The sequence below is a fragment of the Phormidium tenue FACHB-1052 genome, from assembly GCF_014696675.1.
GTDB classification, from domain to species: Bacteria; Cyanobacteriota; Cyanobacteriia; order Phormidesmidales; family Phormidesmidaceae; genus Nodosilinea; species Nodosilinea tenuis_A.
The window spans coordinates 1-22,401 of record NZ_JACJQN010000018.1; the positions used below are offsets into that span (position 1 = coordinate 1).

Consider the following 22,401-nt stretch of genomic DNA (forward strand, 5'->3'; position numbering starts at 1 on the left):
TGCTGTCGATGCAAGCCGAGATTAAAGCCTTGACCAACTATCACTGGTGGCCCGCTTGACTAGCCTAATTATTTCGGGGGTATGCTATTCGGATTTGGTATAAGTTAGCGATCGCAGACCGTTGAGCACAGGCTGAGCAGCTTCGGATGAAGGGGCATACCTTTAGAGATAGCTAAGCAGCTTGGGGTTGAGCTTGGGCCAAGTCCATAGTGATGTGTCGTTGTCGCTGGCTGAGAAACGCGATCGCACGGCTGATGACTGTATGTTGCTTCGTACGATCGAACATGAACGGCTTGAGGGCGTTTGGCAGCGACTCTCTACGGAGGCTGAGGGCCGTACCGATATCGACAAGCTGGTTAAGCTCACCACGGCAATGCACTGCAATAGTGAGCTGAGACAGCGCTTGCATGGCCTGGAGCAGTCGAAACAGGATTTAGCTGACTCAGAAGATAGCTGACTACGTGGATGAGTTTGTAGGGTATCTGGTGGGGAGACTATCTCCCAGTGCCTTCCAAGAACTGCTCGAAATTATTGGTGATGAGGTGGGGGATGAGAACCTGCCTGCGATCGCTGTATCTGCTGAAGTGGTTTAGATAGCCAAAAGTTCATAGCTTTATGAATTTTTGTTGACATCGAGCATCATTAAAACTGTAAGATCATACTTTTAAGCCCTTTGCGTGTGCATATTGGATTAAGGACATAGAAAGCACTTAACCTTAAAGTTTATAATGAATCATTTCCCTGAAGGTGCTTATCAAAGCATAAGGAAGGAATTATTTAGTTATGCGTACATTGAAGCAATTGCTACAGTAGTTGGCTATGAATGCAATATCAAAAAAGTCATCATGGATAATGCAGGCATAGATATATCAGTCGAAACGCCTGGTGAATTGAACAAATGCTTGTCACCAAAATTTGATGCACAGGTCAAATGCACCTCTAAAGAATGTATAAAAGACGGATGGGTTATTTTCAGCGGTTTACAGGCGTCAAATTATAAAAGATTAATTCACCCAAAGCCTTATTGCGAACAGTTGCTTATTGTTGTAATTGTACCAAGGGAAGTGGATAAGTGGATTGAAATATCCGATTACGGCTCAATTGAAACGCTTATGAGAACTAGCGCTTTTTGGATTTCTCTTAAAGATGAACCTGACGCTGTTAATAATACAATCACAGTGAAGCTACCCATTTCCAACCGCCTAACACCAAGTTCATTGCGAGAATTAATGAGTAAAATTTCTCGAAAAGAAAAGCTATGAAACTCCCGTCTGTAGATATAGACAGCCTTTTATATGTTGATCCTTCTTGTATACAGAAGTATCTAGAAAGCAATGGCTGGGCTGAAGTGAGCGAACTTAGGCGTCTCAATCAGTTGATTTATAAAAATAAAACCAAGAACAATCAGGATGCCTTTCTTGCATTGCCGTTAGACAAGACCTCACCAGACTATACCTACAGAGTAAATGATTTAATTAATGTAATTGCTGTTGTTGAGAAAAGAGCTGAAGTTGAAGTTTTTGAGTCTATTAGATCTTCAGTTCAGCTTGCAATATCTGAAGAAAGAGAGTTTATAAATTTTAGCCTTAAATTTGAAAATCCATTTCAGCGTGAAATATTGTCAAAGAAGTTGGGCAATTTACTAACTTCATTTCAAAGTTTAGTCGATGCTCTTGGTCAATATGCCAATGGAAATCCTAGTAGCTTAGGTCCTATTTCAACTAATGTTTTGGCTAAAGTGCAAATGTCAGTTATCACAACATATGAGGGATCATTCGGATTAAGATTTGCTTCCTCTGCCACTTCCGAACAGATTGAGATTTTAGAAAAGCCGCTCGTGCAGAGAACCCTTCAGGAGCTTTTAGATTTGTTATCCATAATGGATGATGATCAAAAACTAAAGGAAAAGCTAGTGCAACTTAGAAAGAGGTCAGCCTCGAATTTTAGAAAATTTTTAGTTTCTTTATCTGATTTGGATGTGGATAGCTCTTTGTCTTGGGGTTCGCCAGATACTGAATTGGGCGGAAACGTTTATTTTTCAAGAGTTGTGGTTACCAAAGCTTTATTAGCTGTCACGCGAACTATCCAAGAAACACCAGATGAAATTGAGATTTTAGCTGAGTGGATTGGTGGAAATAAAAGAACAAAGAGATTTGAAGTACACGACATAGAAGGTGAAGAAACTTACTCTGGTTCTGTTGCCTCTGATGCCCTCAAGTATATTGAGCTAGCTACAATCAGCCAAATTTATAAGGTGAGGCTTTTAATAGAACCTTCGCTAAATGAAATAACTCAAGAGTTGACTAACAAGTATACTTTGATATTTCTTGGAAAACTGAATTCTAATGAAGAAGTAACTAATCTGACTAGATAGAAACTCCTAGGAGAATAGATTGAATTATCCTTGTCATTTTTCCAAATTAAGCCCTAGTTTTATATGTAAGTAAAACTACTTAGCTTTTTTAAGCACTTTGTATTAAGTGAGGCTTATGCCAAGTCCGGCAAGAAGTTCGGTAGGCAATTGATAATTGTTAGTGGAAATCTAATAAGCTTGCTCTGAAATGCATCAATATGTATTAGACACAGAATACGCAGTTCGTGGACTAATTGATTTAATTAGTGTTGAGGAGAAACGGCTTTCTCAACTTCAAAATAAATATCATGGACTCAGTAGCAAAGCAAAGTATCTTAATCAGCAATTGATGGATGCACCGTTTAATGATAATGTAGTTTCTCTACAAGAGCAGGCAATAGCTATAGATTCACGTAGGACTCATGAAGAGTTAGCTAATCTACAAAAGCAAATTGTTGCAATACAGGCTTCAATCGATGTCAACTGTATTTCTATTGATGCTTTATGTAGCGCTGTTCTCCAAATTGCTAAACAAGGCATATCGATCGCATACACTCGTCTGAGTCAATGCCCTGATGGAAGAAATATAGGCACAGAAAAACTAAAGAATGTAATTTGGCAAGCTCGAAACCAATCCATGCATTATGAGGAAGGAAATTTTAAGCAGCCTGTAGTTGATTGCTTTGCCAATTTAGAAATTTCACTTGGAAATCAATTTTCTCTAAGCCTAAATATGTATAAAAATTTAGCTCACGATGTTATCAAGGAATTAGGTTGGAAAGATTACTCAGCATATGAGTCTGACTTGAAAAGCCTAACTTAAATTAATTTCCGAAGTGAGATTAGTGGTGACACAAGCTAATAATCATAGTACAACGTATTACTATCCGCTTGTGATGTTGCAAGGGTTAGCAGTTAGTTTTTTCAATCTAGGTTAATCAAGTTTTTTAGAAGGCTATTTTTCATTCTTCTGTGATAAGTATAGGTTCAGCCCAATCATCCTCATTAAGCCAGTCTGAAATAACCTCAGAGTCTAGCTCCTGTAGCACTTTCATTAAGTGTTGAACTGTCTCAAGATAATGTTTTGTATTTTCGAACGCTAAATTATATGGACTAGGTTTTTCGCTTGAATCTTGCAGAATAAGGTCCCCATCAGAATTATGGGTTACTATGTCTAACTTACTTTGTTTGGCATGAACAAGCTGATTCCTTAGCTTAAATAAGTTTAAAAGGCTTTGCATTGGTTCACGACCATAGTTCAATAGCTCCTGAGCCTCAGAAGCACTGAAATACTGTGTTGCGAGTCCCCACTTATCTTCTGTACTCATTTTCTTGTCAATGTGGTCGAATAACCTTTTCGATATCTTTCCCGCCTGTCGTTGCGAAAACAAGTATTTATTGATCAAGGCTTCTGCTGTCAGAGCAATAAAAATAATGTAGATTATAACCTCATTGTATTCTTTCTTCCCTAGTTGGTGTCCCTCGAAGATAACATCTTCATCAGGTGGATGAGGTAGCGTTGAGACCTGTCTACTATAGCTCTGTGCGTTTTCATAACTTTGTTTGGCGATAGAGAAATATGTACTGACATGACTGTACTGCACGTAAAATTTATGCTTCATTACTTTGTCTACACCGACATCTAAACTTTGTTAAGTATTCACCTACTTATTATTCCCTATAGCAAGACCACTTTACAAGAAATGTCTAAACTCAAACTGAGAGTTAGGTGGCATTTGTAGCACTGTTAAGTCTTAATGCCGTTGGCTAACTAAGGCTAATTTATACGATAGGTACGCTCTCTGATCGCGTAGGTTGGTTGAGACACGAAAATAACCACAGGCTTCAGCTAAGTAGTCATTACTCAGAGGTAACAGACGCAAGCTAACAATGCGGCATAACGTCCCCAACCAGCGGACACAGACGTTCTTCTCAACTTATTGATTTCTTGACTTTGTTCCGGTGCATTGGGATTTTTATCCGAAATCAATCAACTACATCTCTAAATTGAGCTGCACTGAAAGCGGTATATCTAACCGTGTGCTGAATTTGCTTATGCCCTAACCATTTCTGAATGACTCCAAGAGGGTATCCCTTCTCAACCATTAGGTAACCTCTGGTGTGTCATAAAACATGGGGGTGGCTTAGCTCCTTTGACAGGGCGATCGCAGCAGCAGCTTCAAAGACCTTAGATACAGCCTTACCGCTGATACCCTTCCCCCCATAGCCAGCAAAGATGAATGGGGCGGCTGGGTTATTCTCGCTTTACTTTCCTCAGTCCTCTAAACTCCTGACCATCGAGCGTGTGAGTGTTGGACTTTGAACCCTTTAGGCGGTGAATATAGATTTCGCCCTGATCGAAGTTGACATCGACCCATCGCAGCAGCCCGATCTCTTCGCGGCGTAGACCGTGTCGATAGGCTATATAGATCATGAGCCAGTTGCGGTAGGCATGTTTGTCCTTGCCGCTTAACCGTGTTGAGTAGCTGGGTCAGCTCGCTCTCGAATAGGGGCTGACAATGCCCACCGTAGGGATAGGCTTTTCGTTTTTTGGCTAGCTCTGGAGCTGAGGTGCGATCGCCTTCGTCTGGCAGCTCTCCAAAGAGAATCTGCAAAAGTTTCGTTTTTGGTGATTGAAGCACTTCTCTGTACATCCCTCAAACTCCTATGGTGCGTGGCCGAAAACTTGAAAAGTTTTGAAAAGGGTCATAAACGGAACTTGAGCGGTTATACAAAACTTTTGAGCATAATTGCTTTACAGGTGAAGATTTGATGTGGTTCGACGGTTACTGCCAATTTTTACCCTGATAGTTGGCTTTCTATAGGTATAGAGAGCTATGCAAGGCAGGGCGTTGAACGGCATATGGGAAAACATAACCGTCATTATTCGGATAATTCCTTTTGGAAGAAGATAAAGGCTGTTGCGGCCTCTGCGGGGAAAGGAATTACAGAAAAGGTCTTAACCCTTTATTATTGCTTTTGCGACCGGGATACCCCAGCCTGGGCTAAAACTGTGATCGTTGGTGCCCTTGGGTATTTCATCCTTCCCCTAGATGCGATCCCAGACATTGCCCCAGTTGCCGGGTATACTGACGATTTTGGGGTAATTGCTTCTGCCTTTACTATGGTTGCGGTTCACATTAAGCAAGAACACGTCGATCAAGCTAAGGAAAAGCTCAAGATTTGGTTTCAGGCATAACCATCAAAATGTGACGAAAGGACATTCTTGTGAGTCTGCTCTTAGACATCGCTAGGTCACTCGTTTAACCGGAATTAGATAGTCGTGGGTGTTGAATAGCACTATTTAGATCAGGCTTGCCCCATATCTTGGTTAGCCAAGGCAATCTTGCAAACGGAATGGGTATTTGTTCGTCTAACGTGTTTCGGCAGACCAATGAGCTACGCGATCCTAGCTCTAAGACCGTATTGGCGATAATTTGAGCGCTCCATACGATTGACGCGACTGCGGCTGAAGAGTTTAAAGGCTTGTACCTCAGCGATTTAGATACTGAAGACTAACGATTAGCTAGTCGCGGTTATATGTAGACATCGAAGCTGCCGTTGCCAAACAGTAGCGCATTACCCTTTTCACAGCTGCGAATACTCACCCAGCTGGTCGAGCCATCCAGTGCTTTTGCTTCTAGAAGGAGTTTGATAGCGTGCTAGAGGCATGATACGGCTTTTCCCTAATTTTCGGCAAAGGGAGTGTAACTCACTCAACATACTCAACAACCCACAGATAACACTGTGAAATGGTTATTGTTTGGCATTTTCGCAGTGTTGGGTACTACTCAACATCTACTCAACATCTACTCAACATCTACTCAACACTGCTCAACATATTCATGACAGCCATACTCTAGCTGTCTCAGGCGTTATCGGTGAGCCAGAGCGCCCTGCTTTTTTTATTCTCACTGTGTATACACGACACGGCATGGTGACCGCGCTTTGAGCCGGACAGGCGATCGCCGAATGCATTACCGGGTCCGCACCACACCTATCCTCAACCCCGTCAGAGCAATCGCTTTGCGCTAGCACTGTAATAGTGATTCTGGATATCCACTTAAGTTGCCTGCATTCTGCGGCAAAGTTCCGGTTGTTGCCCTTGGCCTTGGGAAAGCTAAGCAAGGACCATGGCGGCCTTGCCGTCTTATATGAAAACCTATGCAGCTCAATCTATTGGTATTACCAGAGGGGCTCGATCGCACCCTAACCGATGCTCTTACCCTCTGTGCCCAACAATCAGACCCTATTGACCTAACCTACTTAGACGATCGCATCCAGGCTCATCTCCAGCGAGCGCGCTTTGCGGCCCAGACTAACCCGATGGTAAATGTGGCCCTGGTAGAGGCGATCGCCGCCACCTACACCCATTTGCTCAGCCGCTGGTCTACTCTGACCGATCTAGCGACGCCCTGGCTGAAGGGGGCCATGCTCTACTTTGTCGAAACCGACGACGATGACCCCGACTTTGACTCACCCATTGGCTTTGAGGATGATGTAGAGGTGCTCAATGCGTGTCTACGTATGGCAGGGTTAGAAGAGCTTTGCCTAAGCCCAGAGGATTTTGATTAATGGCATCCCCCTTGTCCATTGCTCCCGGAATGCGAGTGCTCTGTCGAGATGCAGAGTGGCTGGTGCAGCGGGTCGATGCCGCGAACGACGCGGGCACCCAGCACGCCGTGCAAGTCGTGGGGGTGGATGACCTGGTGAGGGGGCATCAGGCGGTGTTTCTCACCCAGCTTGATCGCATCGAGCCGGTTGACCCCAGAAAGACCCAACTGGTCCCCGATGGCTCCAACGGCTTTCGCCGCGCCAAGTTGTTTCTAGAGGCTCAGCTGCGGCAGATGCCTGCGGCCAGCGAGACGCCCGATTTGGATGGCCTGGGGGCCTTTGACCCCATGGCCTTTCAGCTCACCACGGTGCGGCGAGCCCTCGAACAGCTCCGTCCCCGGCTGCTGCTGGCGGATACGGTGGGCCTGGGTAAAACTATCCAGGTGGGCATGGTGCTGACGGAGCTAATGCGGCGGGGCCGAGCCGATCGCATCCTGGTGCTGGCGAAAAAGTCGATGCTGACCCAGTTTCAGGCGGAGCTGTGGAATCGCTTTAACCTGCCCCTGGTGCGGCTCGACTCCCAGGGCATTGCCAAGCTGCGGCTCAAAATTCCTACTAACAAGAACCCCTTCGAGGTCTACCACCGTATCATCATCAGCATCGACACCCTGAAGGATGCCGGGCGCTACCGCCACTTTTTAGAAGAAACTCGGTGGGATGTAGTGGTAATTGACGAAGCCCACAACGTAGCTGGGGCAAGCGTGCCAGAGAACCACCAGGCCCATCGCTTGGCCCGGCTGCTCTCTCGCCGCACTGACAGCATGCTGCTGACCACCGCCACCCCCCACAACGGCAAGCGCGAAACTTTTGGGCGGCTGATCTCCCTGCTTGACCCCTCAGCCATTCCGGACCCCCGTTATCGGGAGTACGATGCTGACGATATCCGAGGCTTTTACCTGATGCGGTTCAAGGAGGATATTCGGGGGCAGATCGGCCAGCAGATGACCGATCGCATCGTTACCCCTCTGGCCCAGACCACCACCCAGGCCACCCAGGCAGAAGAAGCGGTCTACGGCGTGTTAGGGGAAATGCGTCAGGCGGCGAAGGAGGCAAAGGCTTTGGGCAAGGGAGCTGATTGGCGCAACCAGCGGCTGATCCAGTACGGCCTCTACAAGCAGTTTCTTTCTAGCCCAGAGTCCTGCGCAGGCACCGTCACCAAGCGACTCAACAGCCTGACGCAAAAAGATCCTCAGAACGCCGAGATTCCCTACCTGAAACAGTTGAGCACTGCTCTGAAGGGATTGGCTCTGACGGACTCATCACGGTTTAAGCTGCTGCTGGGCCAACTGGAAGCGATTGGTTGGACGGGCAAGGCCAACAGTCCGCGCATTCTGGTCTTTACGGAGTACGTGCCCACCCAGCAGGCGCTGGCCCTGGCGATCGCCGCCTATTTCAACCTCAAGCACAGCGAGAAATTTGAAGACCAGGCCAAGCAGGCGATCGCGTCCATCAATGGCGCTTGCCCCGACATTCACTTGATGGCGGCGGTGGAAGCCTTTGGCACCCAGTCGGCCCCGGTGCGGATCATGATTGCCACCGATGTCGCGTCTGAGGGCATCAACCTGCACCACCAGTGCCACCACGTCATCCATTACGACCTGCCCTGGTCGATCATTACCCTAATTCAGCGCAATGGGCGGGTAGACCGCATCGGCCAAACCCACCAGCCCATCCTCCGCTACCTGATGGTGGAGACCGCCAACGGTTTGCTCAGCGGTGACTCCGCCATCTTTGGGCGGTTAATTGAAAAAGTCGAAGAGATCAACCGCAGCACTCGCTCTGGCGAAAGCCAACTGATGCTTTACGACCCCGAAAAAGAGGCCGAGTATATTGCTGAGCAGGGATTGCTAGCGGACGACCAAAACGTTCTGGAGAAACGCACCGGCACCGATGCCACCGTTGACGCTGAAGCCAACGCTCTGGAATCCATCATCACCGCCGGTAACTTGAAAGACGACGATGACCTCTTGGCGATGCTTCTAGGCGGCAGAGAGGAGTCAGAAAACAAGGCGGGAGAAACGGGCCAAATTCCACCCCCTTCACTCACCCATCTACCCATCTACCCACCTACCCATCCACCCACCCACTCCTCCCGCATCCGCTTCTACCGCGACATGGCCTTTCTCAAAGAAGCCTATGGACTATTGCGAGAGACCAAGCGTGACTACCCCAACCTGGAGGAGTCGGGCAAAATGGTCACCCTGACGGCCCCGGCAGATCTGAAGCGGCGACTAGGGTCGCCATCCCAAAAGGAGAGCGTGATTTTTGGCGCGACGGCTATCCCCGAAGAAGCCTGGCCCGCACATGATCAGTTTCGGCTGACAGAAGACGTAGAACGGGTGAAGCTGGCGATTACCGCCGCCCGCAATACCTCGGGCTACTGGTCGAAGGAACTATTGTGCAGCGAAACCCACCCGATCATGCAATGGCTGGTGGAGCGGCTGCTGATGGAGTTTGCCCGAGGCGAAGCGCCGATCATTACCTCTAAGCATCTAGCGGCGGGGGAGCTGGCCTTTTGCTTTATGGGTCAGGTGCCCTCGAAAGCAGGCACGCCGCTGGTGGTGGACGCCCATGCCGTGCGGATTTTGCCCAAGGGCAAGAGCGAAATTCTCAGCCTAGAGCAAACTCTCAGCGATGCTGAGTTTGGAACCCTGGCCAACATCAACCGCCCGGCGGAAACCCAATCGGCCCAGCTGCTGCTATCGGCGGCGGTGGATGCCAGCCTCAAACACCTAAAAGCCCTAGAGAAGGAGCGCCAGAGCCGCGTCATGCCCCTACTGCGCCAGGAAGAACGCCGGCTGCGCGACTGGCGACGCAAGCGGCAAGAGATCATCGATCGCCGTCTGACTGATCTCGACTCCACTAGTGCCACTGCCAAACGACTGCGTCAGGAACGTGACGATATGGAGAAATACATCAAGGACCGCCAGCAGCACTGGCGCGACATGCACCTGCTGCCGGGTGAATCGCCCATCACCCGCCTGTTGCTGGTGATTGAGGGAGTAGCTAATTAACACAATAGAACTTTGAGATAGGCTGAAGTCACCTTGAGGAACTAAGGTATGCCCCCCATTGAGATGCCACCCACAACGACACTGCAAAGCATTCAAGCCACGCTGCGTCAGCACTTGCCCGAGGTGCAGCAAAAGTATCGTGTTCGGCAAATAGGGGTCTTTGGCTCCTTCGTTCGGGGTGAGCAAACAGAATCTAGCGATATTGATGTTTTAGTAGAGTTTGACCCAGCAGCTCGATTTGGGCTGCTGACCTTCTGCCAACTGGAAAACGAACTTAGCGATCTACTCAACCGCAAAGTCGATCTGGTGATGAAAGATGGGCTCAAGCCCCGTCTTGGAGAGCGCATTTTGGAGGAGGTTGTTTATCTATGACCTCTCGGCAAATCGAAGATTATCTAAGAGACATGCTTGATGCCATCGATGCGGTTCAAGAGTTTACGGCAGGTATGAGTTTTGAAGACTTTGAAGCCGATCAAAAAACGGCGTATGCCGTAATCCGAGCTATCGAAATCGTTGGAGAAGCTACCAAGACGATTCCCCAGCCCCTGCGGGAGAAATATGCCCAAGTGCCGTGGAAGAGCATTGCTGGCATGCGCGATAAGGTCATTCATCAATACTTTGGGGTGAATCTCCAGGTCATTTGGGACACTATCAAACAAGATTTTCCAGCCCTTCAACCGACGATCGCCCAAATGCTCAATGACCTGTCCAACGATTAACGCTCCCTCACGGTCCATTCACCCCCGCCCCCAATGCCTCTCGACCTAGCTATCCAGAACGTCGGCGAATATTACTCTTCCCACTACCTCGACACCACCTTTGGCCGAGATACCAAAAACCTGCTGAAAGAGTGGCGAGAGTCTGGGGCCAACGCCACGCCGCGACGGTTAAAAAAGCTGAGCCAGCGCTACTTTCGCGCTAAGGCCCAGGCGTTGGAAGAGCTCAACCCGGCCCAGCGTCATACTGCCGGGCCAGAGATCGCCGCCTGGCATGGGTACCTCATGCAGGCCCTGGGCTACGACCACCTCCAGCGGCAAGACCTATTTGTAGAAGGGGGCCATGGGGTAGTGCCGGTGCTGGGAGTGCTGAAGCGGTTTGGCCAGCCCTGGCTAGTAATTTGTGAAAGCCTGTTCTGCATCCCCGATGGCAGTTTGCCCGATGGGGCCGCCACGGAAGACCCCCTGGAGGCCAACCCCCGCCCCGACCAGCGCACCGACCCCAGCCAACCTCTGGTGCAGGGCGACTGGACTCGGGCGATTGGGGAAATCTTTAAGACCGAGGAGCCACCCCGTTGGGTGCTGCTGCTGGGGGGCAGCCGCATTTTGCTGATCGATCGCAAAACCTTTGCCAACGGTCGCTGGCTGGCCTTCGACCTAGACGATGCCTTTGGCCGCAGCGAAACCGCCACCTTTGAGCAACTCGCCACCTTTCTGGCGCGGGAGACCTTGGCCCCCGATGGCGAATCTGCCGACCTGATCCACGACAAGCTGGAGGAGCAGAGCCACAAGCTGGCCCACGGGGTAACGGAAAACCTGCAAGCGGCGGTGCGGGAGGCGATCGAGCTGTTAGCCAACGAGTGGGTGCGCGATCGCCGCCGCCGCAAGCGCTCCATCACTACCGTCAACCCCGGTGAGCTGGCCCTCGACGACCAGGAGCTGGATGGCCCCCAGCGGGTCACCGCCGAACAACTGCGCCACGAAGCCCTCACCTACGTCTACCGGCTAATCTTCTGCTTTTATGCCGAGGCCCACGGCGCGGAGCTGGGGGTGCTGCCGATTAACGATGGGGCCTATCGCCTGGGCTACAGCCTGGAAGCCCTGCGGGATTTGGAACTGGTGCCTTTGTCGGAGCAGGCCGCCGAGGGCAGCTACTTTCAGACCCATCTGGATCGCCTATTTACCCTGATCCACCAGGGGTTTCATCCCCAGCAGGCGGAGGCCAACCCTGACCAGGGCCTGCTCTCACTGGCGGGCACCACCCGCACCTTCACTATTCCGCCGCTGACGGCCACCCTGTTTGACCCCAAGGCCACCCCCCTGCTGGCCCAGGCCCAGCTCTCCAATGCCTGCCTGCAACGGGTGATTCGCTGCCTGTCGCTGAGCTACGACAGCGGCACCCGCACCACGGGCCGGGTCAACTATGCCGACCTGGGGATTAACCAGTTGGGGGCGGTGTATGAGGGGCTGCTGTCGTTTTCGGGGATGTTTGCCGACACCGACCTGATTCAGGTGAAGCGGGCCAAGGATGATTTTGGCAAAACCAAGACCCAAACCTGGTTTGTGCCCCAGGAGCGGCTAGAGGAATTCAAGAAAGATGAGGTGGAACGCCTGGCCGATGGCAAACCCCGTATCTACCCCATGGGTTCGTTCATTCTGCACCTGTCGGGGCTAGACCGGGAGCAGACGGCCTCGTACTACACGCCGGAGGTGCTGACCAAGTGCCTGGTGGAAGAAACCCTGCGCCCCCTGCTGAAGGACTACACCCCCGCCGATGCCGACAAAATTCTCACCCTGACGGTGTGCGAACCGGCCATGGGCAGCGGCGCATTTTTGAACGAAGCGGCGAACCAACTGGTCGCCCGCTACCTGGAGCTAAAGCAGCAGCAGCTCGGCCAATCCATCGACCCGGCAGACTACCCCGACGAACTGCGCCGCACCCGCCACTACATCACCACCCGCAACCTCTACGGTGTAGACCTCAACCCCACGGCGGTGGAACTGGGGGCGCTGTCGCTGTGGCTGAATACGATGCACCGGGTGAGGGTGGAAGGATGGGGAGATGGGGAGATAGGGGAATGGGGAGATGATGTATCAAACACCTCATCACCTCACCAACCCACCACCTCACCCGCCTACACCCGTGGTGCCACGCCCTGGTTTGGTCTGCGCCTCCGCCCCGGCAACAGCCTGATCGGTGCGCGGCGGGCGGTGTGGACGAAGGCGCAATTGATGAGCGGCCAACACTTGAAAAGCGGCGATGAGGCGGTGGAGCCGCGTCAACTGAAGCCGGGGGAGGCCCGCCAGCCCAAGGAGGTGTATCACTACCTGGTGTTTGACCCAGATATGGTGCCCACGGCGGGGGATGCTCTGGTGCGGCAGTATCAGCGTGAGGAGTCTGACCAGGCGAAGCTGTGGATTCGCAATAGGGTGAAGGCCCGCTGGACGGAGTCGGAGGTGGATTTGGCTCTGGCGGTGAGCGACCTAATCGACGCCCACGAGCAGTGTTACAGCGAAGAACGCCAGACCGCCCTGGCCCAAACCCAGTGCCCTGCCAGTGTGTGGCCCCACCCGCCTACCACCGAACCTGGCCCTAGCTTGGCCCTGCAAGAAGAGGTGAAGGCCAGCCTAGAAGCGGCATCGGGCAGTTTTCAGCGGCTAAAGCTGCTGATGGATTCCTGGTGTGCCCTATTTTTCTGGCCCCTGGATGAGGTGGCGGCGTTGCCCAGCCGGGAGGATTTTTTGGAAGCGGCGCAGTTGTTGCTTGGCCCTCATCCCCGGCCCCTCTCCCAGGGGGCGATAGGAGCTGATCGCACCAATTTTGAACCTGAAACCTTACCCCTAAACATCAAACAGTTTCGCCTCAACTTTGACGGGGCAGAACTGCTACGTGCCACCACCGCTGATGCCCTGGATGCGGAGGTGTTGGGGAATGCAGTGCCCTGGTACCGGGTGAGCCGAGATATTGCTACCAAAGCCCGGTTTAACCATTGGGAACTGGCCTTTCCTGAAGTGCTGGGCCAACAGGCCACCCAATCAGCAGGGTTTGACCTAATTTTGGGAAACCCGCCCTGGATAAAAGTAGGCTGGCTAGAAGACACATTGCTATCAGATTTTGAACCACTTTTAGGGGTCAAGGAAGCTCGCAATGCTGACTTCAATGAAAAGCGATCCTACTTATTAGAAAACAAGCATAAAAGAAGAATTTACCTTGAAGCTCAAAGAAACAGTTTAGGAAACATTCATTTCCTAAACTGCCATAGGCTTTACAAAGCCTTGCAAGGTAGTCAGACCAATCTATACAAGAACTTTATTGTTCGAAGCTGGGCTCTATTGGGCGTAGAAGGCTTCGGAGGCTTATTGCATCCAGAAGGTCCTTACGATGATCCTGGCGGTGGCAAATTCAGGGCAGAATATTATCCTCACCTCGTTGCTCACTATCATTTCGAAAATGAATTGAAGCTTTTTGAAGATGTTGGAAACAAGGCAGACTTTAGCCTGAATTGCTTTAAAGGAAAAATCAATGAGAGCTATAAAATTGAATTTTATCAAGCTGTTAATTTATTCAGTCCTTTGACAATATCTGCTTGTCGAAAACACGCTGACGCAGATCAACCCGTTCCAGGCATTAAAACTGAACATGGAGAATGGGAAACTTCAGGTCATAGCAAGAGACTTGTTCTTGTGGATGAAAAAGTCCTAGAAATATTTCGTGATCTTCTTGAAAAAGAATATTCCTCTTGCAGGTCAACTCGTTTACTAAGGGTTCATGTTGCTCAGATCGTCGAAGTTGTCAAGAAAATCAATGAATCCCGGAGATGGTTAGTTGATTTGAGTGGAAAGTATTTGGCAACCGAGTTTTTGCACGAATCAAATAGTCAGAAAAAAGGAATTTTGACTCGTCAGCAAGATCCATCTTTTCGACCTCAAGAAACAAGTGAGTGGGTTGTTAGTGGCCCGCACTTCTATCTTGGTAATCCTTTCAACAAAAACCCACGATCAGCATGCAACTCGCATAGAGCATATGACGATACAGACCTTACGACTCTTTCAGCATCTTATCTTCCAAACTCCGTTTATAGGCCAGGTAATAAGCACGGGAAACTAGAAGCATTCAAAGCATCTATTCCTGAATTTCCGGCAAGCAATTTACTCACAACAAGATATAGATATGTTAATCGACGCTCTGTAAATACGAGCATGGAAAGAACCTTAATTAGTTGCATATTGCCACCTGGATCAGTGCATATTCATCCTGTTTTATCACTTACGTTCATTTCCGAAGAAGATATGCTGGGCTTTGCCTCAAGCTCTGCTTCATTAATATTCGACTTCCTTATGCGAGCCGCTGGAAGATCTGATATTTACGATACTAATCTCCGCAGCCTCCCCAAAATTTCTGAACCCTGGCTCACGCCCATCATGCATCGCGGCCTGCGCCTCAACGCCCTCACCACCCACTACGCCGACCTCTGGGCCACCGTCGCCCTCCCCGACCTACCCCAAGACCAGTGGGCCAGCCAAAGCGAGATATTGGTGAACGCAGCAGCAGCCTGGAAAAATCAAACCGAAGATCCCACACCCAAAACCTACCCTTACGAAGCCCCCTGGCCCGCCCTCACCCCCCACCAGTGGACCTGGCACTCCCCCCTCCGCAGCGACTACGCCCGCCGTCAAGCCCTGCTAGAAATTGACGTGATGGTTGCGATCGCCCTCGGCCTCACCCTCGACGAACTCCAAACTATCTACCGCGTGCAATTCCCCGTCATGCGCCAATACGAAATCGCCGACGAATACGACGCCCACGGTCGCCTAGTGCCCAGCCCCCACCGCAAAACCGCCGGCGGCAAAGAAGTCCGCGACGCCCGCAAAACCTGGGACGGCGAATCGCCCCTGACGGTGAGTTGGGCGATCGACGACGGCCTCCAAACTGTCACCAAAACTTTTTACCCACCATTTAGCCGCGTCGATCGCGAAGCTGATTATGACTACGCCTATGGGCACTTTAAGAGCAAGTACAGCGTGAAAGACCTCAATTAGTCTTCCTAGCAGGGTCCCTACCAGCCATCCCTACATAGATAATTGCTGCTGCATACATATGAAATACGATATTGGACTTCTTAAGCTCAATCCAGAATCACAAGGCGACCCAACCCTCCTACCCTCGCAACTTCAACGCATAAGGGTTGGAGATAAACCAGAGTATTCCCTGGGCGACCTATCTAATTGGCCTCCTCCACTGAGAGAACGAAGAAGCAGTTCAATTTTTTGGAACTTTAAAGCAGATCTATTAATTCAGGCATCACAGATAAAAAAAGATGGAGTAAATCGCTCAACCCTAAATCGCTTTGCAAGCATTAGAAATGGTGAGATTAAAATTTCCCATACACCTACCTCAGATCCAGATCCACACCAGATAACTGGAGAATTTATTAATTTACTATGCCAAAAAATCAAGGATAGGCTTGAGAGTATTTGGGGCTCTCAACTTAACCTGAAGTTTCACTTCACAGCACCAGGCTATGGAACGAAGGAAAGAGAGACTTATAGACAAAGTATCCGCTCTATCCTTAGAAAAGTTCACAGGGAGCTTGCTTTAGGAACTACGCCTTTTCCACAAGAAGCTGAAGCTTCAACAGAAAATTTTCTGTATGAGCAGTATGGAGTCTACTATTATTTTAGCCGATGCGAGCAAAAAATCAATCCTGATCAGCCATCTGCAAATTATCTAATAATAGACGTTGGCGGAAGCACGACTGACATTGCGGTAATACATCTAACAAAACGTGGAACTTTTTATAATAAAGCTCTTCCAATACATAATAGCATTCAATATGGAGGCTCTAACTTAAATAAAACCATACTTAAAAAAATCATCAGCAGCAATCAACTCAGTCGGTTATCTAAAGATGACTGCCTTGATTTGCTTCAGAAGATTGAAGAAATTAAAATAAAAATTTTAGAGAATCCTACAAAAAACCCAGTTATTGAGTTAAAGATTAACAATCTTATCTTTTGCCAAATTAGTTACCAAGTAATTGTTGAAGCTTTCGAAGAAGATTGGGAAAGAAAAATTAAGCCAGGAATACTTTCAACTCTCCAACTTGCTGAAGCTAATGACAACTTCTCCTCTACGGATGAAAAGTTTTGTATTGATAGCATTTTGCTGGCAGGTGGTGGCAGTAGATCAAAAATATTTCGCGAGAGCCTTGAAACTGATCCCAGCTTTGCACCCTATCTCTCTAAAAATTGTTACGTGTATAGAGCTGAGGTTGCTAATCCTAGTAGTCTCGCTGCAGTAGGTTTAGGAATATCTATAGCTGAGCGAAGATCAGATGAGTTTAAAGAAAAAGCTGGCCAGCATGGAGAACTGAATCAAGCCGAAAAAATCTATTACCGCATTCTAAAAATAGTCGATATTAACAACACAAAAGGCCAAACACTAAACCTTATTAGACATCGAAACAATAGAGAGCTTTTGATGACTATGCCCGAATTTGGCAGGATGCGGGTTACAAGAAGGAAAGCTTCTCATTTTGATATGCCGTATACGGTGTTTACCACAGAAAATCTATCTATTTTGCCAGAAAAATTGGCTATTCAGTTCTGGACTGATTGCAATTCAGGTGTCCGAGAATTCTTAATTCCCTTAAGTAAACCCTCAAACATCGGGACTGCACAAGTTAAAGACCTTATGTTCGGTGCTACCGCTTACGAGTCATCTCAAAAAAAAGATATAGATTCAACCAATATCCGAATTAAACCTCATTTTTTTCAGTGGTTGCCAGATAAGAAAAGACCTGCACGTTGTGATAGAGGAGAAAACAGCACTAAGATCGACATATCACTTTTACCAGAAGCTATTAAAGAGTCAGACTCAGAAAAACCGATTTATGTTTGCATAGACTTTGGCATGACTAACACATCAGTTGCGGTGTTAGCGCCTAATCACAAACTGAACGATAATGATTTCCAGATCTTGTCTGTTCAATTACCCCAAGCAGAATCGAAGCCCCCTTCCTTACAAAAACCTGCAAAGCTACCAAAGCATGTAGAGAAAACAGAAGAAGTAATGCCTGTTAGCACTACTCAGCCTTTAAAAGCCATAGGGATATTTGAAAAAGACAATAAAGAACGGAGTCAAGCTGAATTAACAGCGCCTGTAGAAGCAGAAAACAAAGATTCTCTTGATACTAATGACAAACTGATTAATCCTAATGAAACGCAATCAGATCACACTTCTGTCCCTCCAGAAGGTGAATCTATACCCATGGAAGGTATACATCAAGATATTATAGATAATGAGAGTCTTGTAAGGCTCGAACAGTCGCTTGCTACTTTGGGGCAAGAGTTTAAGAACTACGCACAGCAGACTTCAAATGCAATTCAATTACTAGCAAAGATTGTCCAACAAACAGATAAATTACAAGATTCCTCAAATTCGATCCAAGAAATCTCAAAAAATCAGTACAATCTTATCCCATCTTTAACCTCAGCAGATTTAGGGGATGAGAATTTCTCATCCTTTTGTGATTATGTGCATCAAAAAGGCTTTAGATACGATAATACTGTCCTGTCGGCTGTTTGGGCACAGGCCAACAATAGTAATGCCCGTTTAACGGTTTTAGCAGGCCCTCCCGGTTCAGGTAAAACAGCCCTAGTCAGTTTGCTTGCTCAGTACTTCAACCAAGACATAAGTCAAACAGAGAGCTTTGATAGAGTATACCTGTTAGAACCGGTTTTGCCCTCCTGGTTCTCATCAGAAAATCTTTTAGGATTTTACGATCAAATTCAGGGGAAATTTAGACCAACTAGTTTCTTTCGTTTTGTTAAAGATTCTCAGTGTCATTTTAATTCCCAACAAAGTCGTAAGTTCTTTATTTGTCTCGATGAGTTCAACTTAGCTCAACCCGAGCAATATTTAGCAAAAATTCTTTCAACTATAGAGTCATCAACTAAAAAGGTAATTGTTTGTCAGGATACAAGAGAGGAGATTGAACTGACTGGCAACCTAAAACTCTTTGCAACGATTAATACAGATGCAGCTTCCAAAACTCTAAGCCCAAAAGTTCTTGACCGTTCAATGCTGATTAGAGTTTTACCAACAAAGGAAGGTGTATTGAGCCATGCAGAGAACTTGCTGGCAGAAATGAAACACGGCCAAGGAACTTTTCAGGCTTTTAAAGACGAATTAGATGCTTTATTCGAACTAGGCATCGTAGCGAACTCAATTTTTGGCTATCGAACTTTAGATTCTGTTGCATCTTATGTCAAAGCCTATCCCTTCTCCTCAAGCGCAATTGATTTAGAAGGAACAACTAAGCTTGTTTTGGACTCAATAATTTCCTCATTCTTTCTCTCGAAGCTACCAGGCCTTAATCAGTTCGGCGACTACCAAAAGTATTTAGTCAAACTTGAAGAGGCTAAAGACAGATTTACTCAGCAGGAACTACCTGTTTCCCTATCTATTCTTGAGAAGATAGTTAGTGGCTTCCCAGGCCAATCTGCATTTTGATAGGAGGTCTAAAAATGACCGAGCCTACTTCCATAAAAACATTGACATACGGAGAAATATTTCTGTACTTGCAGAATGAACCTATCCGGTTTAACTTTTTGGACGAAGAAACCTCTGAAAGAGTGTTTAGGGAGAATAATAGGGATTGTTATTTTGTGCTGTCTGTAAATCGTACACAGTCCGTTCCCCTTCCTTCAAGGTTTTATATTTATATTGGGAATAATCCTTGGAAAGACTGGGAAGAGGAAGAGAAAGAATATGTCATCCATCTAACACAAATTCCTATTCCTGGGCCAACAATTAACTATGCGGCTAGCGAAGATGATAGAAAACGAATCAGACAACAGCTTTGGTGCGCAGCCAATGCGAAAATAACGCTTTGTGCTGCTTCTGGTGAACCAGTTTTAGCTGAAAATGGGAAACCCATTCAAACTACAATTGGTTTGGGGTTTAATTCATGGTATGGAGCACTCTATGAACACGTAAGAACGGGACTTGAGTTGCTAAATCGCCAAGCGAACATTACAACACCTTTTGAACAGCTTGCTCAAATTTCACAAGAGGCCTTATCTAATCCTGAAAGGTCCGATTCTTTGGTTCTGTATTTACGAATAAAGAAGCTATTACCTAACTTCACAGCTTGTGTTGATGCTATAGCCAAAGCTCCAGCTCAAAAAATGGCGCTCGAAGTTAAGCACTATGCTTCATCTTCTGTGGCCTCTCCTAATTATGCATTTCACTCAACTCAAGTATCTCTATCCATTCTTGGAGTGCAGAGAGTAGACTCCTTTCAAGGGAAAACCTATCCCTTAGCCTTTTCTGTATTAGAAGGAAAGCCTACATACGACATTGAAGAAAATTTCTTAGTCTGTTGGTGTATTGAACAAGTCAAAATAGCCCTCAGCAAAGTAAAAGCTGAACTTAAAGACTTTATTGATAGTACATTACTGTCTGCCACTGCAACTAGAGGGCCTCATAAGAGGCAATTGCAAGATGATGCTTCAAGGCATCAAAGAGAACTAGACAGGGTGGATCAATACATTCGCTACTGCACGGTTTCTTCAGGTAAACTCCCTATCTCTTCTAACCGTTTAATTCTTCAGAAAGTCAACAATCTTTCTGAGCTTATTAACTATGATTGGCGTTACTCTAGGTTATGGAAAATCGCAAATCTAATCAAAGATTCAGTTAGCTTTGTTGACACATCTTCTGAAGCAGTGCCTTTTCAAGTTGCTCCTTTTCAGGATAATTACGAGAAATGGTGCCTTTTGAAAGTTGTCAAATCTTTAGAGGAAATTGGCTTTAAGCCTACTAAAAAAGGTGATCTGACGCCTCTCTATCACAATCCAAAGCCTAATAGTCTGTTTTGTGAGATGGCTCACCCAACAGATAGTAAGCAACACTTAAAAGTTTTTTATGAGAAAAGGTATTGGTCAGTAGATAATTATAGCGAGAGAAATTCTTATGGGTTCTGGGAGCCTGCTGGCTTTGAAGGAGATGAAAGGAAGCGTACACCAGATATCTCTTTGGAGTTCCACTCAGAGAATCGTCCTTATCCTTGGATAGTTACTTTAGATCCTACTCTTGGCGCAAGTAATATGAATTTAAGAAAAAAGTTTTTGTACAAGGAAACTTTGCGAGTTAACAACCTCACCCAAGATGGGCATCATAATGTAAAAGCGGCTTGGGCTATAACTCCAGAAAGGGGTCCAGAAGAGGGTGGTAGGCCTTACAGGCTACATGAATTCACTGGTTTTAGCCAAGGAGTCATTATTTTGAACCATTTAGAAGGTAGCGGTAACCGTTTGAGAAGCTCAATTGAAACTATACTTCAGAGAAATAATTTAATTACGCTATAAATTTCAGATTCTTCTTGCACAACTTGCACAAGCTTACTAGAAAATCTTCAGATTATTTTCTAAAGACATATTTGGCTAAGGAATTATGAGTGAAGCTATCTATATTCAACATGGGTCAGATTTAACTCGAATGGAGCTTTCTGCCTACGATCGCGAGGACGACTTTCAGCAACTGCTGGAGCATCATTCTGACCTGTTGGCTGGTGATCAGATAAACTCCGATGCCCCTCGCCGATGGCTACTGCTCAAGCGCGAAGCAGGAGTTCCTTCAGAACAAGGCGGTAATGACCAGTGGTCCTTAGACCATCTCTTCATTGATCAAGATGCCATCCCCACTCTTGTTGAAGTCAAACGCAAAAATAATAGAGAACTCCGGCGACAGGTCGTTGGCCAAATGTTGGACTATGCGGCAAATGCAGTGGTCTATTGGGGCGGTGACACCCTAAAAAATTATTTCTATCAAACTACTGAGGCCAAAGGTCAAGACCCGCAGGTTCTCTTATCAAATTTTCTCCGTGACAATAGCGAAGATTTAAACGATGAGGAGAAGTTTTGGCAAGTTGCCAATGATAACCTCCAAGGTGGCAACGTTCGGTTGATTTTTGTCGCTGATCGAATTCCAGCAGAACTGCAACGTATCGTTGAGTTCTTAAACGAGAGGATGTTGCCCACACAAGTGCTCGCTCTTGAACTGCGGCGCTACAGCGGTGGAGACTTTAGTACGCATATCCCGCGAATTCTTGGGCTGACAACCGCAGCACAAATAGCTAAGAACAGTGGTATTGCCCCAAAACCCCGAAAAACAAAGAAATGGGACAAGGAGTCTTTCTTAGATGATGCTTCACATCGTCTAGAGCAAGCTTATGTAGACAGCCTTCGTCAGGTATTAGAGTCTTTTCACAGTAACGGCTTCGACAAAATTGGCTGGGGCACAGGTGCCTCTGAAGGATCTTGCAGCCCCAAATACTCAGCTATCAGCAAAAAGTCACCAATTACAGTCTGGTCTGGCGGTACTCTCCAAATAAAACTAGGGTGGCTCTACGGCAGTGCAATAGAAGACAAATTTCGCCTGAGTTTCCAAAACAGGCTCCAACAAGCAGGATTGCCTCACGAGTGTGAATATAATCAGGTCCTTCAGTTTCCTGTTGAGACCTGGAGCCAATGGAGCGCTCAGCTACTCGAAGCAATAGAATCTGCTGCGGAAGATGTTTTGCGATCTGAACAGTCGGTAGAGCTGAATTAATCTATTACATCGCATTAGGGAACAGAACTTTAGTCTACTGCGCCAGACGTTACGTTCTTAGGTGAGCTACAGCCTTAGGAGAATTGA

The 22,401-nt window shown here is 47.4% G+C and carries 15 protein-coding genes and 2 pseudogenes; 14 read left to right on the forward strand and 3 right to left on the reverse strand.

Annotation, left to right across the window (positions count from 1 at the left end; translation table 11 throughout):
• Positions 1-193 precede the first annotated feature (193 nt).
• The 5 genes from H6G07_RS21070 (at position 194) to H6G07_RS21085 (ending at position 3,176) form a co-directional block, all read left to right on the forward strand.
• The gene (locus tag H6G07_RS21070; RefSeq protein WP_139297166.1) at positions 194-457 is read left to right on the forward strand and encodes a hypothetical protein; all 264 of its coding nucleotides are present in this window, start codon (positions 194-196) and stop codon (positions 455-457) included.
• Between the two features lie 4 nt (positions 458-461).
• Positions 462-593 (forward strand): hypothetical protein, encoded by a 132-nt coding sequence (locus H6G07_RS26755; protein ID WP_277882098.1) that lies wholly within the window; start codon positions 462-464, stop codon positions 591-593.
• 135 nt (positions 594-728) lie between these two features.
• Complete coding sequence (locus H6G07_RS21075) at positions 729-1,262, forward strand: DUF4365 domain-containing protein (RefSeq protein ID WP_073610607.1); 534 nt, start codon at positions 729-731, stop codon at positions 1,260-1,262.
• Positions 1,259-2,374 carry a hypothetical protein gene (locus tag H6G07_RS21080; RefSeq protein ID WP_073610606.1) on the forward strand — a complete coding sequence of 372 codons (1,116 nt, stop codon included), beginning with the start codon at positions 1,259-1,261 and terminating at the stop codon, positions 2,372-2,374. Before H6G07_RS21075 ends, H6G07_RS21080 begins: the two co-directional genes overlap by 4 nt.
• Before the next feature lie 187 nt (positions 2,375-2,561).
• On the forward strand, positions 2,562-3,176 hold the full coding sequence (locus tag H6G07_RS21085) for a hypothetical protein (RefSeq protein WP_073610605.1): 615 nt from the start codon (positions 2,562-2,564) through the stop codon (positions 3,174-3,176).
• A gap of 139 nt (positions 3,177-3,315) precedes the next feature.
• Here H6G07_RS21085 and H6G07_RS21090 read toward each other — a convergent pair whose 3' ends face one another.
• The 3 genes and pseudogenes from H6G07_RS21090 to H6G07_RS27160 all read right to left on the reverse strand — a co-directional run.
• The gene (locus tag H6G07_RS21090) at positions 3,316-3,975 is read right to left on the reverse strand and encodes a hypothetical protein (protein WP_073610604.1); all 660 of its coding nucleotides are present in this window, start codon (positions 3,973-3,975) and stop codon (positions 3,316-3,318) included.
• 364 nt (positions 3,976-4,339) lie between these two features.
• Positions 4,340-4,465, reverse strand: a pseudogene (locus H6G07_RS27155) (tyrosine-type recombinase/integrase); the annotation flags it as partial.
• A 142-nt stretch (positions 4,466-4,607) separates the two neighbouring features.
• Positions 4,608-4,802 (reverse strand): annotated as a pseudogene (locus H6G07_RS27160) (tyrosine-type recombinase/integrase); the annotation flags it as partial.
• A gap of 414 nt (positions 4,803-5,216) precedes the next feature.
• Between H6G07_RS27160 and H6G07_RS21105 the strand changes: the two are divergent.
• The 9 genes from H6G07_RS21105 (at position 5,217) to H6G07_RS21145 (ending at position 22,314) form a co-directional block, all read left to right on the forward strand.
• Positions 5,217-5,552: a YkvA family protein gene (locus H6G07_RS21105; protein WP_073610602.1), complete on the forward strand. Its 336-nt coding sequence runs from the start codon at positions 5,217-5,219 to the stop codon at positions 5,550-5,552.
• A 965-nt stretch (positions 5,553-6,517) separates the two neighbouring features.
• Positions 6,518-6,928, forward strand: coding sequence for a hypothetical protein (locus tag H6G07_RS21110; RefSeq protein WP_073610601.1), 411 nt, complete (start codon positions 6,518-6,520; stop codon positions 6,926-6,928).
• Positions 6,928-9,981, forward strand: coding sequence for a DEAD/DEAH box helicase (locus H6G07_RS21115; protein ID WP_199312316.1), 3,054 nt, complete (start codon positions 6,928-6,930; stop codon positions 9,979-9,981). The genes H6G07_RS21110 and H6G07_RS21115 overlap by 1 nt, the downstream gene beginning before the upstream one ends.
• Positions 9,982-10,029: 48 nt before the next feature.
• Positions 10,030-10,353 (forward strand): nucleotidyltransferase family protein, encoded by a 324-nt coding sequence (locus tag H6G07_RS21120; RefSeq protein WP_242026920.1) that lies wholly within the window; start codon positions 10,030-10,032, stop codon positions 10,351-10,353.
• Positions 10,350-10,700 (forward strand): HepT-like ribonuclease domain-containing protein, encoded by a 351-nt coding sequence (locus H6G07_RS21125; RefSeq protein ID WP_073610600.1) that lies wholly within the window; start codon positions 10,350-10,352, stop codon positions 10,698-10,700. The genes H6G07_RS21120 and H6G07_RS21125 overlap by 4 nt, the downstream gene beginning before the upstream one ends.
• Positions 10,701-10,733: 33 nt before the next feature.
• Positions 10,734-15,737 (forward strand): DNA methyltransferase family protein, encoded by a 5,004-nt coding sequence (locus tag H6G07_RS21130; RefSeq protein ID WP_073610599.1) that lies wholly within the window; start codon positions 10,734-10,736, stop codon positions 15,735-15,737.
• Between the two features lie 58 nt (positions 15,738-15,795).
• Positions 15,796-19,212, forward strand: coding sequence for an AAA family ATPase (locus H6G07_RS21135; RefSeq protein ID WP_139297165.1), 3,417 nt, complete (start codon positions 15,796-15,798; stop codon positions 19,210-19,212).
• A 14-nt stretch (positions 19,213-19,226) separates the two neighbouring features.
• A complete protein-coding gene (locus H6G07_RS21140; RefSeq protein ID WP_073610597.1) occupies positions 19,227-21,071 on the forward strand; it encodes a DUF2357 domain-containing protein in 1,845 nt (614 codons plus the stop codon).
• 85 nt (positions 21,072-21,156) lie between these two features.
• Positions 21,157-22,314, forward strand: coding sequence for a hypothetical protein (locus tag H6G07_RS21145; protein WP_073610596.1), 1,158 nt, complete (start codon positions 21,157-21,159; stop codon positions 22,312-22,314).
• Positions 22,315-22,401: the final 87 nt, after the last annotated feature.

Coding starts and splice junctions, on each gene's coding strand:
- H6G07_RS21135 (WP_139297165.1), top strand. CDS start 15,796: ATGAAATACGATATTGGACTTCTTAAGCTCAATCCAGAATCACAAGGC.
- H6G07_RS21105 (WP_073610602.1), top strand. CDS start 5,217: ATGGGAAAACATAACCGTCATTATTCGGATAATTCCTTTTGGAAGAAG.
- H6G07_RS21110 (WP_073610601.1), top strand. CDS start 6,518: ATGCAGCTCAATCTATTGGTATTACCAGAGGGGCTCGATCGCACCCTA.
- H6G07_RS21080 (WP_073610606.1), top strand. CDS start 1,259: ATGAAACTCCCGTCTGTAGATATAGACAGCCTTTTATATGTTGATCCT.
- H6G07_RS21120 (WP_242026920.1), top strand. CDS start 10,030: ATGCCCCCCATTGAGATGCCACCCACAACGACACTGCAAAGCATTCAA.
- H6G07_RS21090 (WP_073610604.1), bottom strand. CDS start 3,975: ATGAAGCATAAATTTTACGTGCAGTACAGTCATGTCAGTACATATTTC.
- H6G07_RS21115 (WP_199312316.1), top strand. CDS start 6,928: ATGGCATCCCCCTTGTCCATTGCTCCCGGAATGCGAGTGCTCTGTCGA.
- H6G07_RS21130 (WP_073610599.1), top strand. CDS start 10,734: ATGCCTCTCGACCTAGCTATCCAGAACGTCGGCGAATATTACTCTTCC.
- H6G07_RS21125 (WP_073610600.1), top strand. CDS start 10,350: ATGACCTCTCGGCAAATCGAAGATTATCTAAGAGACATGCTTGATGCC.
- H6G07_RS21085 (WP_073610605.1), top strand. CDS start 2,562: ATGCATCAATATGTATTAGACACAGAATACGCAGTTCGTGGACTAATT.
- H6G07_RS21075 (WP_073610607.1), top strand. CDS start 729: ATGAATCATTTCCCTGAAGGTGCTTATCAAAGCATAAGGAAGGAATTA.
- H6G07_RS21145 (WP_073610596.1), top strand. CDS start 21,157: ATGAGTGAAGCTATCTATATTCAACATGGGTCAGATTTAACTCGAATG.
- H6G07_RS21140 (WP_073610597.1), top strand. CDS start 19,227: ATGACCGAGCCTACTTCCATAAAAACATTGACATACGGAGAAATATTT.